This window comes from Anaerobacillus sp. CMMVII (genome assembly GCF_025377685.1).
Classification (GTDB): domain Bacteria; phylum Bacillota; class Bacilli; order Bacillales; family Anaerobacillaceae; genus Anaerobacillus.
This window is the reverse complement of record NZ_JACEHK010000019.1, coordinates 13,174-27,293: the sequence shown is the minus strand read 5'-3', so window position 1 is coordinate 27,293 and position 14,120 is coordinate 13,174. Positions and strand designations below refer to the sequence as shown.

6 protein-coding genes, 22 tRNA genes and 2 rRNA genes are annotated in these 14,120 nt (G+C 40.6%); 1 reads left to right on the top strand and 29 read right to left on the bottom strand.

Annotated features, from left to right (window positions below):
- Window positions 1-288 precede the first annotated feature (288 nt).
- Window positions 289-1,509, top strand: a complete 1,221-nt coding sequence (locus H1D32_RS24470) for an EAL and HDOD domain-containing protein (protein ID WP_261180779.1) — start codon at window positions 289-291, stop codon at window positions 1,507-1,509.
- Between the two features lie 241 nt (window positions 1,510-1,750).
- Here the strand turns inward: H1D32_RS24470 and H1D32_RS24465 are convergent, their stop codons facing one another.
- The 29 genes from H1D32_RS24465 to H1D32_RS24325 all read right to left on the bottom strand — a co-directional run bounded on the left by H1D32_RS24465 (window position 1,751) and on the right by H1D32_RS24325 (window position 14,105).
- Window positions 1,751-3,067, bottom strand: a complete 1,317-nt coding sequence (locus H1D32_RS24465) for a radical SAM/SPASM domain-containing protein (RefSeq protein ID WP_261180778.1) — start codon at window positions 3,065-3,067, stop codon at window positions 1,751-1,753.
- A 154-nt stretch (window positions 3,068-3,221) separates the two neighbouring features.
- On the bottom strand, window positions 3,222-4,016 hold the full coding sequence (locus H1D32_RS24460; protein ID WP_261180777.1) for a DUF6612 family protein: 795 nt from the start codon (window positions 4,014-4,016) through the stop codon (window positions 3,222-3,224).
- A 233-nt stretch (window positions 4,017-4,249) separates the two neighbouring features.
- On the bottom strand, window positions 4,250-5,467 hold the full coding sequence (locus tag H1D32_RS24455; protein WP_261180776.1) for a serpin family protein: 1,218 nt from the start codon (window positions 5,465-5,467) through the stop codon (window positions 4,250-4,252).
- A gap of 887 nt (window positions 5,468-6,354) precedes the next feature.
- The gene (locus tag H1D32_RS24450) at window positions 6,355-7,188 is read right to left on the bottom strand and encodes a hypothetical protein (RefSeq protein ID WP_261180775.1); all 834 of its coding nucleotides are present in this window, start codon (window positions 7,186-7,188) and stop codon (window positions 6,355-6,357) included.
- Window positions 7,181-7,720: a sigma-70 family RNA polymerase sigma factor gene (locus H1D32_RS24445; protein ID WP_261180774.1), complete on the bottom strand. Its 540-nt coding sequence runs from the start codon at window positions 7,718-7,720 to the stop codon at window positions 7,181-7,183. The genes H1D32_RS24450 and H1D32_RS24445 overlap by 8 nt, the downstream gene beginning before the upstream one ends.
- A 724-nt stretch (window positions 7,721-8,444) precedes the next feature.
- A tRNA-Leu gene (locus H1D32_RS24440) sits at window positions 8,445-8,525 on the bottom strand.
- A gap of 15 nt (window positions 8,526-8,540) precedes the next feature.
- Window positions 8,541-8,616: transfer RNA gene (locus tag H1D32_RS24435), tRNA-Lys, on the bottom strand.
- Window positions 8,617-8,636: 20 nt separating this feature from the next.
- Window positions 8,637-8,709: transfer RNA gene (locus tag H1D32_RS24430), tRNA-Thr, on the bottom strand.
- Between the two features lie 46 nt (window positions 8,710-8,755).
- Window positions 8,756-8,831: transfer RNA gene (locus H1D32_RS24425), tRNA-Val, on the bottom strand.
- Between the two features lie 27 nt (window positions 8,832-8,858).
- Window positions 8,859-8,933, bottom strand: a tRNA-Glu gene (locus H1D32_RS24420).
- Between the two features lie 16 nt (window positions 8,934-8,949).
- Window positions 8,950-9,040 (bottom strand) — tRNA-Ser (locus tag H1D32_RS24415).
- Window positions 9,041-9,049: 9 nt separating this feature from the next.
- Window positions 9,050-9,124, bottom strand: a tRNA-Asn gene (locus H1D32_RS24410).
- A 15-nt stretch (window positions 9,125-9,139) separates the two neighbouring features.
- Window positions 9,140-9,216, bottom strand: a tRNA-Ile gene (locus H1D32_RS24405).
- A gap of 80 nt (window positions 9,217-9,296) precedes the next feature.
- Window positions 9,297-9,370, bottom strand: a tRNA-Gly gene (locus H1D32_RS24400).
- Between the two features lie 168 nt (window positions 9,371-9,538).
- A tRNA-Pro gene (locus tag H1D32_RS24395) sits at window positions 9,539-9,615 on the bottom strand.
- A 98-nt stretch (window positions 9,616-9,713) separates the two neighbouring features.
- A tRNA-Arg gene (locus tag H1D32_RS24390) sits at window positions 9,714-9,790 on the bottom strand.
- Between the two features lie 14 nt (window positions 9,791-9,804).
- Window positions 9,805-9,890 (bottom strand) — tRNA-Leu (locus H1D32_RS24385).
- 26 nt (window positions 9,891-9,916) lie between these two features.
- Window positions 9,917-9,991: transfer RNA gene (locus tag H1D32_RS24380), tRNA-Cys, on the bottom strand.
- 35 nt (window positions 9,992-10,026) lie between these two features.
- Window positions 10,027-10,101 (bottom strand) — tRNA-Gly (locus tag H1D32_RS24375).
- A gap of 7 nt (window positions 10,102-10,108) precedes the next feature.
- A tRNA-Gln gene (locus tag H1D32_RS24370) sits at window positions 10,109-10,183 on the bottom strand.
- Window positions 10,184-10,201: 18 nt separating this feature from the next.
- Window positions 10,202-10,277: transfer RNA gene (locus H1D32_RS24365), tRNA-His, on the bottom strand.
- Between the two features lie 17 nt (window positions 10,278-10,294).
- A tRNA-Trp gene (locus tag H1D32_RS24360) sits at window positions 10,295-10,368 on the bottom strand.
- A gap of 19 nt (window positions 10,369-10,387) precedes the next feature.
- Window positions 10,388-10,472: transfer RNA gene (locus H1D32_RS24355), tRNA-Tyr, on the bottom strand.
- Window positions 10,473-10,506: 34 nt separating this feature from the next.
- Window positions 10,507-10,582 (bottom strand) — tRNA-Asp (locus H1D32_RS24350).
- A 9-nt stretch (window positions 10,583-10,591) separates the two neighbouring features.
- A tRNA-Ser gene (locus tag H1D32_RS24345) sits at window positions 10,592-10,682 on the bottom strand.
- A gap of 22 nt (window positions 10,683-10,704) precedes the next feature.
- Window positions 10,705-10,781, bottom strand: a tRNA-Met gene (locus tag H1D32_RS24340).
- Window positions 10,782-10,810: 29 nt separating this feature from the next.
- Window positions 10,811-10,886: transfer RNA gene (locus H1D32_RS24335), tRNA-Ala, on the bottom strand.
- A gap of 13 nt (window positions 10,887-10,899) precedes the next feature.
- Window positions 10,900-11,015: ribosomal RNA gene (gene rrf, locus H1D32_RS24330) — 5S ribosomal RNA — on the bottom strand.
- Between the two features lie 149 nt (window positions 11,016-11,164).
- Window positions 11,165-14,105: ribosomal RNA gene (locus H1D32_RS24325) — 23S ribosomal RNA — on the bottom strand.
- Window positions 14,106-14,120 lie beyond the last annotated feature (15 nt).

Here is a 14,120-nt window from a genome sequence, read left to right as displayed (position 1 = left end):
AAGATTTCATTACAATTATACGTGATTATGATATTTTTAGTTTCATTTTTGATAACAAATAACAACAGTTACCAAATATGTAACATTTTAATAATAATGTCATTTACCCCATAAAATTTTATTATTATTCCATGTCCTTCAAACAACACTCTATGGTAAAATATACATAATTACTTAAAAGTTAGCAAAATTCTACATGAATTTAATATTCCATATATTTTCCTAAGTACTTATTTCGTAATTTTTAGAACCAATTGACATTTTTAATTTGCTACCCGAGGTGAACTGATGGATATTTTCGTTGCTAGGCAACCGATTTTAACGAAAGAGGAAAACGTAATCGGCTATGAACTTCTATACCGCAACAGTGAACAAAACTATTTTAGCGAAATAGATGGTGATGTAGCTACAACCGACGTGTTATTAAATAGTTTCTTAGGTATAGGTAATGAACAACTATCTAGTGGAAAGAAGCTCTTTATTAATTTCACTAGAAACCTGCTATTAAAAAAAGTCCCAACCTTATTTTCACCAGAGAAGATTATTATTGAAGTGTTGGAAGATATTGAAGGTGACGAGGAAATAATCGCTAAAATAGCTGAACTTAAGAAACTTGGTTATACAATTGCACTAGATGATTATCTTCTAAAAGAATCTAACATCAACTTGCTTCCTTACGCCGACATCATCAAAATTGATTTTCTCACGACAACTAAGAAACAACGGCAATCTATTGGTAAAATTGCGAAGTTATACAAAGCTAAGTTGTTGGCTGAAAAAATTGAAACAAGGGAAGATTTTGAGGTAGCACTTGAAGAGGGTTTTGAATACTTTCAAGGATATTTCTTTAGTAAACCAATGGTTGTATCGACTACGGATATCCCGTTTCAAGCTTATGGGCATTTCAAAATATTAAAAGAACTAAATAAACCTGAACCAGACATTGATAAAATAGTTTCTTTAATAGAATACGACCTTTCACTGTCGTACAAAATCTTGAAAATCGTCAATACATTAGCCTATTACACGAAGGTGAAAATCACCTCTATTAAACAAGCAATTATCATTTTAGGCTTAAATGAATTAGTTCGTTGGTTTACTATTATCTCGTTAAAGGAGCAACAATCGAAAACACCATTAGCCAAAGAAATCCTGGCTCAATCACTTATTCGTGGGAAGTTTGCGGAGCAATTTGGTTCAAAGCTTTTCGGTGATCGTCGAAAAGCTGAATGTTTTATGTTAGGAATGTTTTCGCTACTTGATGCAATTTTACAAAGGCCAATGGAAAATGTTTTAGAGACTCTTCCTTTATCAGATGCAGTAAAAAATGCATTAGTAAAAGAGACTAGTGAATTACGAGTAATTATCGAGGTTATCGAAGCGATTGAGAAAGCTGATTGGGAAAAACTTAACGCTCATTTAGAAGGTAGCTCTCCGACAGAAATAGCATCTTACTACGAAAAGTCGATTAGTTGGACCAATGAAATTATTGATAACTTAAATGAATAATTAGAAATTCTACTAAAAAATTTAAAAACGACAGCCAAACTAAGGCTGTCGTTTCTTATTATCTTAAACTACCTGGAACTGATTTGATCACTTGTCCTTTCGTTGTTGCTGAAAGTGGTGAAACACCTTGTTGAATGACTTTCATCTTTGTCACCTCCCTATTAAAATGTAGAATTCAGAATGTAGAATGTATAATTGTTTTACGTTTAGCTTCGAAGTATTACTCGCGTCATTTTGCATTCTACATTTTACACTTTACATTTTCCTTCGCAATTAACCGAAGTACCTTCTTAATATTGCGCTTTTCATGAGAACATGGCCGGTCTCCTGTTGTTTTGCGATAGTATGGACAATGGTTACCTTGACAAGCAGGGCGAAAGAAACAAGATTGACAATTTTCATCAGTTTCTTCTCCTGATGTTGTCCATTTCGCTAATTTATCGTAATCAATCTGAAGTGTACCATCCCGATTAAGATTACCGAGTTGGTTGTCCTCATCATCAAATGCCAATGTACACTTATGAAGGCTACCATTGCTCGCTACAATAAATGAATTTGGTTTTGCTGCGTAGCAAACTGAGGCGGTTGGCTGTAAGGTCGCAGTGATCAGAGAACTCATAGATAATCCGGCATCGATTGCTCTCTCACTAAACTCCCAAATCTTCTGATCTACTGTTCGTTGATCACAGATTGCTAGGCACTCATCATTAGTTCCACCCCAACGCGAAACTGGACGGAAAAATGGTTTAAAACGCGGGTCATCACCAAATAATTCTTTCAAGCCTAAGATGAACTCTGGAATCCTCTTTAAATTTTCTTCATCAAAATTTGTTCGAAGTGTGATTTCAAAATCTCCTTCGATTTCTTTAATGTCACTAAGGTTATCGATAATCTGCTGAAACGTTGCTTCCCCGTTGGCTAGCTTTCGCTTTTTATTATGGTCATCTGCTTGTCCGTCGATCGTAATCATGAATTGACGGATCCCATTGGCAAGCATTTGTTGAAATAATTCCTTTGTCAATAAATACCCATTTGTCGCAATCTCTGCAGAATAATTTATCTTATGGCGGTTTGCCACCTCTAAAAAGACAGTTGAAAGCTCATTAACCACGTCAGCTGCTAAAAGCGGCTCTCCACCAAACCAGCTTACTGTTAGTTGATTTAATGACTTTCCTTGCTTCTGAATATAGGATTTAAGACCTTCTATTGCACTCTCCGTCATTTTTCCCCTTGGAAAATTCTCATAACAATATGTACAACGAAAATTACAGGCTTCTGTCGGCAAAATAACTAAATGGAGGGAATCATTTCGATGCAGTGATTGATGTAAAAAGGTTGCCCTTGCTTTTTCATCAACCTCATTGCTGACTAGAAATCCATGAGTGACTAATTGTTCTTCTAAGACGCCGTCAATGTCTAAGATGTTGGCCAAAACCTTCCTCACTACTTCAGCTTCTTCTATATCAAATAGTGCAATAGCACCTGTGTAGCTATTGTAAATAAGTAACTCTTTTGCTTCTGTTTCAGTAACCACATTAAACCTTGATGGTATATACAATACAAAGCCGCCCTTTCAGTTAAACAATTTACGTCCCTGTAACTAAAGGGAAACCTTTATATTATAATAAAATCCTCTTGTTATTTCGGTGACCAATCTCACAAAAAATTCGTTAAAATGAAAAGGACATCCAAAGCGGATGTCCTTTAGGAATTTAGTTAACAACTACTTCGTCAGGTAGCTTAATTTCTCCGATCTCATTATAACCACTAATGGTTGCTCTTATTGATTGGAAAGTATGGATCTTCTCACCTTCCATTTCCATTGTGAGATCCATTGTCATGTTAAGTTTAGTTTGATAGAGCGTCTCTTTATCAATAAAAATTTCATACTCTATTTTATTTAACTGAAGCTCTGAAAAAAGTTCAAACATCGCTTCAAGCTCATTTCCTGCACCACCAAAGAATTGCGCTATTTCCATGAATTCTGAACCCTCACCCGTAAGTTTTAACACATATTCATTCCCATTCTCTGATAGCTCAATATCATCCAAAAAGCTTCGTAATAATAATAACTGTTGATCAGGGCTGATCTGCATTTCCGATAAAGCACCAATATCTCCAACTAACTCAAGTGGAAGCTCCATCCACTCATTCATCATTGGTTCAAACATAAAAATTTGATCTCCAACCAAATACATTTCCGTTTCATATTTGCCCATCATTTCCATATCACTTTCCATTGAAAGCTTTTGATAAAACGCCATTGGTTCTAACGTCATATCTGCGTCAATGCCCATAGTTAGATTAATAGTTTCCATATCGTTAATGGTCATTGTTTGTTCAGTTTCCATCTTCATTGAATAACTATTTAATCCTTCCATTGCCTCTAACGATTGCTTAAGAATTTCTTCAGCATCCGTTAAATTCGTAGCAACTTCCTCATTACATGCAGCTAACATTAACAGAAAGATTAAAGAAACCGCAAATACTTTCAAACTTTTAAACATAAAATTGTCCTCCAAAATTTTGACTTCAGACATATCTACGTGAGTAATTTCCAAAAGTTTCAATTTCATTGCCATAGTTTACTGCGTGACTGCGTTTTATCCAGGGATAGAAAGATAAAGATTAAAAACATATATAATTCTAAGAAAAGGAAATGAACCTTCTCCTTCACATGTTTGTGGCATCCTACAACAGCTACTATAGCAAAGAAACCTTTTCCCGTACATAGGCACTATTATTCGTTTATTTCTTCTGTAACTCCAATAAATAATATGGCCTGAGTCTCAGTATCGTGTATAACATATAAAAATGGTCGATTAACTTCCATATAAAAATCGTACATCGGGGCAGACTCCTCTTTCACTTCAACAGATGTCACTGCGGCAGCCTCAGCCCCTTCTTCATTTACATCAATAAAGGTCTTATGAAGAACCTCACTAATGTATAGGTTTGGAGGTACTGGTGCGATTTTGCTTAAATTCGCCTTGTGTTCATCGAATGCAACTTCCATACCAAAGGTCTTTAAGACTTCTACTAAACTATTTTCATATTCAAGCGAAAAACGTGGCATTTCCAAATAACCATTCATCGTTTGAAAACTTGTCATCCACTTTAACCATTCGTCCTTTGTGGTGTTTTCTAAGAATTGATCCATCGATTGAGTTGGTAAAAACAAATCCATGGCGAACCTTCCATCACCATATGGAAGGCGTATTCCCTGAAGACCGTTTTTATCGAAGTATTGAAAAGCACCCTCATTTGACATCATCTTAACCGTTTGCTGCTTACCATCCTTTGTAAAGAATGGTTTATCAACTGTACGATTTTTACTGAATGGTAGTTTCCAATCTCCTTTAAAATAGATTGCATTTACTAAAAATAAAACTGTATCATGGTCGATTGGGTCCTCAATAATTTTTTCTATTTTCCCACTCGTTTCTTGGTTAACCCACTTGTTTATTGTCTCTACTGCATCTGCTGCCTGGAAATCGAGTAAAGTTAACTTGGCATCATAAAAATCCTTATTCGTAGCTACAAAGTCCTCATAGAAATTCTTATCCTCTCGACCCCACAGTGAGTTCGCAATTGAAAGTTGTACTTTCGGATCAGCATTTGTCATGATGTTCATTAATGCTTGGAACGATTGGTTAATTTCTTCTAAAGGAACACTAGTTTGTTGCATTGCCTCAATCATTGCCGTTTTTGTATCACCATCTGCACCATTAACCGTCATAGCTAATGCTAATGAAATACTAAATGGTGAAATCAAAATACTTTCGTCTCTTTCCTTTAAGCTTTTTAATAGCTGAAAAGCAAATTCATTCGTATTAGTAACAACCTCGTTATGTACATCCTCATTTGTGAAAGACAGTGTTGGTTTTAACTCTGAATTTATTTGACCACATGAAACTAATAGACTACTAATAATTAGTAGTAAAATCATTTTAATCATAGAAATGCCCCCTTTCTATTGTTAGTCGACTTTTCTAACCAATTTGTTACAAATATAAAAAGAGATTTGGATAGATATATATAATAGAAATGTTTCTTTTAGATCGTCTTTTGAGAATAAAATGAGCTTTGAGAAACAAATTCATTTGTCTCTGGGTCATTTTATTCTCAAAAGTTTCACGCTCTGCGTGAAAAGCCAAGCATGAGCTTGGCTACGTCTAAAAGAAGGATTATATACTCAAATAATTATAATTGGAAAGGAAAAGCTTCACATTCTATCCGATTACTTAAAGAAGATTAGTACAATAGTTAATGTAATTAGGTAAAAAACAATCCATCCATAATCAAATATCTTGTTACCTGTCTTTTTATCAAAGTTCTTTTTAGTTAATAAATAAATCTCTAAAACTGAAAATCCTGCACTTAATACAAAAAAAGTGAAAACACCTAAATAATTTGAAAATAATAGTGCTAAAATAATCACACAAAAAATTGTCCAGCGAATAGGGGGGAGTTTTAATAAAACCAAAAGACATCTCCAATTCTGTTCTTGCTTAAGTTAGTCTATTTCCATATGTTATCCTTCTTCAACAATCCTGCTTCAAGAGTTGAATAAAAGTAAACAGGAAAAACCATTCTTTTGACTGTTCCTGTTGTTCCACTTAAGCTTCCGTTATTTCAAAAAGCACCTTCTCTTCTTTACTCTATTTGTTGACCTACGAAGTAAAGGATGCGCAGTTGCTGCATAATTTGAAACTACTTTAAAGCGAATGAAGCAAAAATAGGTATTTCATTTTCGGGGACCAAAAAGCATAAAGATCACTTTAGTTTATCGTTGTCATTTTAGTTATTCCAGCAAGGTCTCTTAATAATGAAATTAATCCATATTTAAGAATAATGTAACAGCCAACTATAATTCTCATTTGAACACATCAAAAACTTGGCTTTCACCATCTTCATACTGGCAAATAACGATTTGTAGATTTTTATATTCCAGTCTGAAGAGCGTAGGTATATAAAAGAATTATCCAATTCTGCAATTTTGTCACCCGTAAGATATAGTAAATCGAAATATTTATCGTATTGCTCATTGTAACCAGGTGTTTCGATATTTATAGGACTATACAAGCCTGATGGCTGTTGTGTAGTTTTTGTTATTACTCTAGTACTAATATTGTATTGGTGAGTATATATAAATTCATTAGACATAGACATATCCTCATTTCCAATATAGATTGTTGTACCATCTTGAGATACAGATGCCAACATCATAGAGATGTCATATGCCTTCATAACTTCATATGAAATTCGATTTGTAACCATTGAATCCTGCATATTATATACAATGACTCCAAATGTACCTTGAATAACCGCTATGTTGTCATCGGCAAATAAAAGTCGGGGCATTTCGGAACCTATATTCATATGTGGAATGTCAGACAGGTCTACGGATAATTCTTCACCTTCATTACCAGAACTCTGTACAGCCTGCTCGTTTTCCGGACCTAAAAGGGGACCATTTAGAAAAGATATACTTAATATAAGAAAAATAGCAGCAGCAGAAGCCAATGCTGTCCAATAGAACCGATTAAACTTTCTTGATTTATGAATACCTTGTTGAATTTTCATTTGAATCTTTTCGCTTTCTTCAGTCGTAAATTCAACATTCTTATCTAAATAACTTTTCACTTTTTCTGATATCTTCTTATCAGTGTTATTCAAGTTTACACCCCCTTTCAAGTTTTCTTTTTAGAGCATCTTTTCCGCGTAACAGTCTTGATTTAACCGTATTTATACTAATATTGAGGACATCGCTTATTTCCTTCATATTCATTTCCTGATAGAAATATAGAATGAGAACTTCTTTGTATTTTCCTGAAAGACTAGCAATTTGTTCAATTATCTCATCGGAATTGTGTTGCTGAATATACTCTTTTTCGGTTGATTGACTTGTATTCAATGGATTGATTTCTGGTTTAAAAATTAAATTCTTAATGCTCCATCGCTTCCGATAATCTTTACATTTGTTAATGGTGATTCGTATAAGCCAAGTCTTATAACTAGCTTCATTCCGAAACTGGTCTAAGTTTTGATAACAAGAAATAAAAACTTCCTGAATAATATCTTCACATTCTTCTTTATCGTTTACATACAAATAGGCGATCCGTTTTAACTCTGATCCATACTTCTGCATTAACTGATACAAGAGGACATCCTTATTTTTTTCTATATCATTACTTACTTGAGTAAACACCGTTCAACCTCCCTTCCAAAAATTAGACGAATGTAACGGTGGTTTTGACCCGTTTATTTTTTTTTCTTTCTTTATCGTAACCTATGTAAATTTTCTGGTAAAAAAACAGCCTTGTTAATTTCATTCTTTAGAAACAACAGGGCTGTTTATTTGTCTTCTAGTAATTCCTCTACTTTTTCTCCTTCAAAATGCGGCAAACCTGTTTACGACTTTATCTAAAAGAAGAAATGTTGCTTAATCCAATGAGCCCTTTTCCTCAAAATGTCCCCACTGTTGAACAAAAAGTAAACAACACACTTCTGCTCGTTGAACAAAGAATTTCTTTATACTTATTTTAACATTAAATTCCAAAATTCCTACGAATATTAATAACCCCAAAACTAACAAAATAATCAGCATAACTTTTAGCGTATGAAATAAACGGGGAACATAAGTCTATGGGGTTTCACCAATAGGTATGATAAAACTGCTAATTTTAGGTTGAATTCTAATCAAACATTGACGTACCAAGACGTACCAATAAAAAACAAGCGTACAAAATCACTGATAATTTGTACGCTTGTTCTTTTTCTAATGTCATTTGTTATTTTCTCTCCCAAAACTGAACCCGTTACCATATACCTTCAGCCTCTTTATATTCCATTTAATTGTTCGGATTACAAATAAAAAAAACGTATGTTACTTTTTAAAAAGTAACATACGTTTCAACTTATGAATTGAATAATGCGGGTGAAGGGACTCGAACCCCCACGTCAAAGACACTAGATCCTAAGTCTAGCGCGTCTGCCAATTCCGCCACACCCGCATATGCAAAAAACAATGGTGAGCCATGAAGGATTCGAACCTTCGACCCTCTGATTAAAAGTCAGATGCTCTACCAACTGAGCTAATGGCTCTTAGTAAAAAAGACTACGAGTGCCGGCCAGAGGACTTGAACCCCCAACCTACTGATTACAAGTCAGTTGCTCTACCAATTGAGCTAGGCCGGCATAATAAGGTAAGTTATTTTGCTCCACTTTGTTGCGCAAAAAACTTTGGTGGAGGATGACGGGTTCGAACCGCCGACCCCCTGCTTGTAAGGCAGGTGCTCTCCCAGCTGAGCTAATCCTCCGATGTATTGATGTTATTTAAAGTAAAATGGTGACCCGTACGGGATTCGAACCCGTGTTACCGCCGTGAAAGGGCGGTGTCTTAACCGCTTGACCAACGGGCCATTTTTTTAAGTTTCCTGGCGGAGAAGGAGGGATTTGAACCCTCGCGCCGCTCACACGACCTACACCCTTAGCAGGGGCGCCTCTTCAGCCTCTTGAGTACTTCCCCAAATAAAAATGGCTCCACAGGTAGGACTCGAACCTACGACCGATCGGTTAACAGCCGATTGCTCTACCACTGAGCTACTGTGGAATATTAATAAAAGTATGGTGGGCCTAAGTGGACTCGAACCACCGACCTCACGCTTATCAGGCGTGCGCTCTAACCAGCTGAGCTATAGGCCCATACATTGATTTAATAAATACTTGTCCAAAATAATACATCTACTTAAATCTGCGAAGATGCTTATTCGACGTAGTAGATTTGGAGCGGGTGATGAGAATCGAACTCACAACATCAGCTTGGAAGGCTGAGGTTTTACCACTAAACTACACCCGCGTTATCTAAATAAAGTTAACTTAAAATTAAACGCCTTCTATCATGCCTCTTCCTCTTCAAGATTACTCATAGGAGTGTATCCGTCGAGGCAACTCGTAGCATTTTCTGAGATGTTTCGCTCGTGGCTGAGGTTTTACCACTAAACTACACCCGCATGATTAAAATAAATGGTCGGGAAGACAGGATTTGAACCTGCGACCCCCTGGTCCCAAACCAGGTGCTCTACCAAGCTGAGCCACTTCCCGAGATAAAAATTAGTTTTACTAACCAACCAAAAATGCTCCTGCGCCACTTCGTTTGCTCGTCGCAAACCTGCAGTGAAGTTTATTCGAGGTAGTTGGTTTGGTGCGCCCTGAGAGATTCGAACTCCCGACCTTTTGATTCGTAGTCAAACACTCTATCCAGCTGAGCTAAGGGCGCATATAAAATTAAAGTACCGAGGGCCGGACTTGAACCGGCACGATAGTCACCTACCGCAGGATTTTAAGTCCTGTGTGTCTGCCAATTCCACCACCCCGGCATAACAAAACGACTTATATGAGCTCTTGGAGGCGGCACCCGGATTCGAACCGGGGGATAAGGGTTTTGCAGACCCGTGCCTTACCACTTGGCTATGCCGCCAAGCACTCTATTGCTCAATATAAAATTGATAATATTGGAGCGGAAGACGAGGTTCGAACTCGCGACCCCCACCTTGGCAAGGTGGTGTTCTACCACTGAACTACTTCCGCATATAAATGGCTGGGCTATCTGGATTCGAACCAGAGAATGACGGAGTCAAAGTCCGTTGCCTTACCGCTTGGCTATAGCCCAATACTTTAAAGATAATTATGGGGCGATCGAAGGGAATCGAACCCTCGAATGCCGGAGCCACAATCCGGTGCGTTCACCACTTCGCCACGACCGCCATAATTTTATTTTTTTTGGCAGGGGCAGTAGGAATCGAACCCACACTGGAGGTTTTGGAGACCTCTGTTCTACCGTTAAACTATGCCCCTAAAGGCAGTTAATTATAAATGGTGGAGGGGGACGGATTCGAACCGCCGAACCCGGAGGGAGCGGATTTACAGTCCGCCGCGTTTAGCCACTTCGCTACCCCTCCACATATAGTTAGTATTGATATAAGTTCAAAAAAATGGCGGACCCGACCGGGATCGAACCGGCGATCTCCTGCGTGACAGGCAGGCATGTTAACCGCTACACCACGGGTCCAGGTTTATATGGAGGAGGAAGAGGGATTCGAACCCCCGCGCCGCTTTCACGACCTATCGGTTTTCAAGACCGAACTCTTCAACCACTTGAGTATTCCTCCATGTCATATAAAAAAACTAAATTGGTAGCGGCGGAGGGAGTCGAACCCCCGACCTCACGGGTATGAACCGTACGCTCTAGCCAGCTGAGCCACGCCGCCATGAAAAATAAATTTACGATTAATTAATATGGTGGAGCCTAGCGGGATCGAACCGCTGACCTCCTGCGTGCAAGGCAGGCGCTCTCCCAGCTGAGCTAAGGCCCCAAATTAATTAATAATCTAGCAACGTCCTACTCTCACAGGGGGAAACCCCCAACTACCATCGGCGCTGAAGAGCTTAACGGTCGTGTTCGGCATGGGAACGAGTGTGACCTCTTCGCTATCGCTACTAGATTATATGAAGAAAGTTCATTCCTTCAAAACTAGATAACACACATTTAAGACTTGAGTAAAATTCAATCCGTTTATTTAGAATTTGGTATTTACTGCTTCGAGTTACTCACGCAACTCAAAACTCAACAATCATAACTCTAAACTATTTATAGGATAAGTCCTCGACCGATTAGTATCTCTCAGCTCCACACGTCGCCGTGCTTCCACCCGAGACCTATCAACCTCATCATCTTTAAGGGGTCTTACTGGATTAACTCCAAGGGAAATCTCATCTCGAGGGGGGCTTCATGCTTAGATGCTTTCAGCACTTATCCCTTCCACACGTAGCTACCCAGCTATGCTCCTGGCGGAACAACTGGTACACCAGCGGTGTGTCCATCCCGGTCCTCTCGTACTAAGGACAGCTCCTCTCAAATTTCCTACGCCCGCGACGGATAGGGACCGAACTGTCTCACGACGTTCTGAACCCAGCTCGCGTACCGCTTTAATGGGCGAACAGCCCAACCCTTGGGACCTACTTCAGCCCCAGGATGCGATGAGCCGACATCGAGGTGCCAAACCTCCCCGTCGATGTGGACTCTTGGGGGAGATAAGCCTGTTATCCCCAGGGTAGCTTTTATCCGTTGAGCGATGGCCCTTCCATGCGGAACCACCGGATCACTAAGCCCGACTTTCGTCCCTGCTCGACTTGTAGGTCTCGCAGTCAAGCTCCCTTTTGCCTTTGCACTCTACGAATGATTTCCAACCATTCTGAGGGAACCTTTGGGCGCCTCCGTTACTGTTTAGGAGGCGACCGCCCCAGTCAAACTGCCCACCTGACACTGTCCCCGAACCGGATCACGGTCCTAGGTTAGAATTTCAATACAATCAGGGTAGTATCCCACCGACGCCTCCACCGAAGCTGGCGCTCCGGGTTCTCAGGCTCCTACCTATCCTGTACAAATTGTACCAAAATCCAATATCAAGCTACAGTAAAGCTCCATGGGGTCTTTCCGTCCTGTCGCGGGTAACCTGCATCTTCACAGGTAATATAATTTCACCGGGTCTCTCGTTGAGACAGTATCCAAATCGTTACACCATTCGTGCGGGTCGGAACTTACCCGACAAGGAATTTCGCTACCTTAGGACCGTTATAGTTACGGCCGCCGTTTACTGGGGCTTCAATTCAGAGCTTCTCCTTACGGATAACCCCTCCTCTTAACCTTCCAGCACCGGGCAGGTGTCAGCCCCTATACTTCGCCTTGCGGCTTCGCAGAGACCTGTGTTTTTGCTAAACAGTCGCTTGGATCTATTCACTGCGGCTCTCTCGGGCTTTAACACCCTATCAGAGCACCCCTTCTCCCGAAGTTACGGGGTCATTTTGCCGAGTTCCTTAACGAGAGTTCTCCCGAGCGTCTTAGAATTCTCTTCTCGCCTACCTGTGTCGGTTTGCGGTACGGGCACCTCTCACCTCGCTAGAGGCTTTTCTTGGCAGTGTAGGATCAGGAACTTCGCTACTTAAATTTCGCTCGCCATCACAGCTCAGCCTTCACGAGAAGCGGATTTGCCTACTTCTCAGCCTAACTGCTTGGACGCACATATCCATCAGTGCGCTTACCCTACCTTTCTGCGTCCCCCCATTGCTCAAACGGTGAGGAGGTGGTACAGGAATTTCAACCTGTTGTCCATCGCCTACGCTTTTCAGCCTCGGCTTAGGTCCCGACTTACCCTGAGCGGACGAGCCTTCCTCAGGAAACCTTGGGCTTTCGACGGAGGGGATTCTCACCCCTCTTTTCGCTACTCATACCGGCATTCTCACTTCTAAGCGCTCCACCAGTCCTTCCGGTCTGACTTCGCTGCACTTAGAACGCTCCCCTACCACTGACACCTAAGGTGTCAATCCATAGCTTCGGTGATACGTTTAGCCCCGGTACATTTTCGGCGCAGAGTCACTCGACCAGTGAGCTATTACGCACTCTTTAAATGGTGGCTGCTTCTAAGCCAACATCCTGGTTGTCTGGGCAACTCCACATCCTTCTCCACTTAACGTATACTTTGGGACCTTAGCTGATGGTCTGGGCTGTTTCCCTCTTGACTACGGATCTTAGCACTCGCAGTCTGACTCCCGAGGATAAGTATTTGGCATTCGGAGTTTGACTGAATTCGGTAATCCTGTGGGGACCCCTAGTCCAATCAGTGCTCTACCTCCAATACTCTTCCCTCGAGGCTAGCCCTAAAGCTATTTCGGGGAGAACCAGCTATCTCCGAGTTCGATTGGCATTTCACCCCTACCCACACCTCATCCCCGCACTTTTCAACGTGCGTGGGTTCGGGCCTCCATTCAGTGTTACCTGAACTTCACCCTGGACATGGGTAGATCACACGGTTTCGGGTCTACGACCACGTACTCATTCGCCCTATTCAGACTCGCTTTCGCTGCGGCTCCGCCTCTTCAGCTTAACCTTGCACGTAATCGTAACTCGCCGGTTCATTCTACAAAAGGCACGCTGTCACCCGTAAATGGGCTCCAACTACTTGTAGGCACACGGTTTCAGGATCTCTTTCACTCCCCTCCCGGGGTGCTTTTCACCTTTCCCTCACGGTACTGGTTCACTATCGGTCACTAGGAAGTATTTAGCCTTGGGAGATGGTCCTCCCGGATTCCGACGGGGTTTCACGTGTCCCGCCGTACTCAGGATACACTCTGGAGGAAACGAAGTTTCGATTACAGGGCTGTTACCTTGTTTCGCGGACCTTTCCAGATCGCTTCGTCTACTTCGTTTCTTTGTAACTCCGTGTAGAGTGTCCTACAACCCCAAGGGGCAAGCCCCTTGGTTTGGGCTGTTTCCGTTTCGCTCGCCGCTACTCAGGAAATCGATAATTTCTTTCTCTTCCTCTGGGTACTTAGATGTTTCAGTTCCCCAGGTCTGCCTCCTCATAGCCTATGTATTCAGCTATGGGTACCACCCCATTACGGATGGTGGGTTCCCCCATTCGGAAATCCCCGGATCAAAGCTTACTTACAGCTCCCCGAGGCATATCGTTGTTCGTCACGTCCTTCTTCGGCTCCTAGTGCCAAGGCATCCACCGTGCGCCCTTTCTAACTTAACCTAATTTTTTCTTCAA

Coding starts and splice junctions, on each gene's coding strand:
- H1D32_RS24470 (WP_261180779.1), top strand. CDS start 289: ATGGATATTTTCGTTGCTAGGCAACCGATTTTAACGAAAGAGGAAAAC.
- H1D32_RS24460 (WP_261180777.1), bottom strand. CDS start 4,016: ATGTTTAAAAGTTTGAAAGTATTTGCGGTTTCTTTAATCTTTCTGTTA.
- H1D32_RS24455 (WP_261180776.1), bottom strand. CDS start 5,467: ATGATTAAAATGATTTTACTACTAATTATTAGTAGTCTATTAGTTTCA.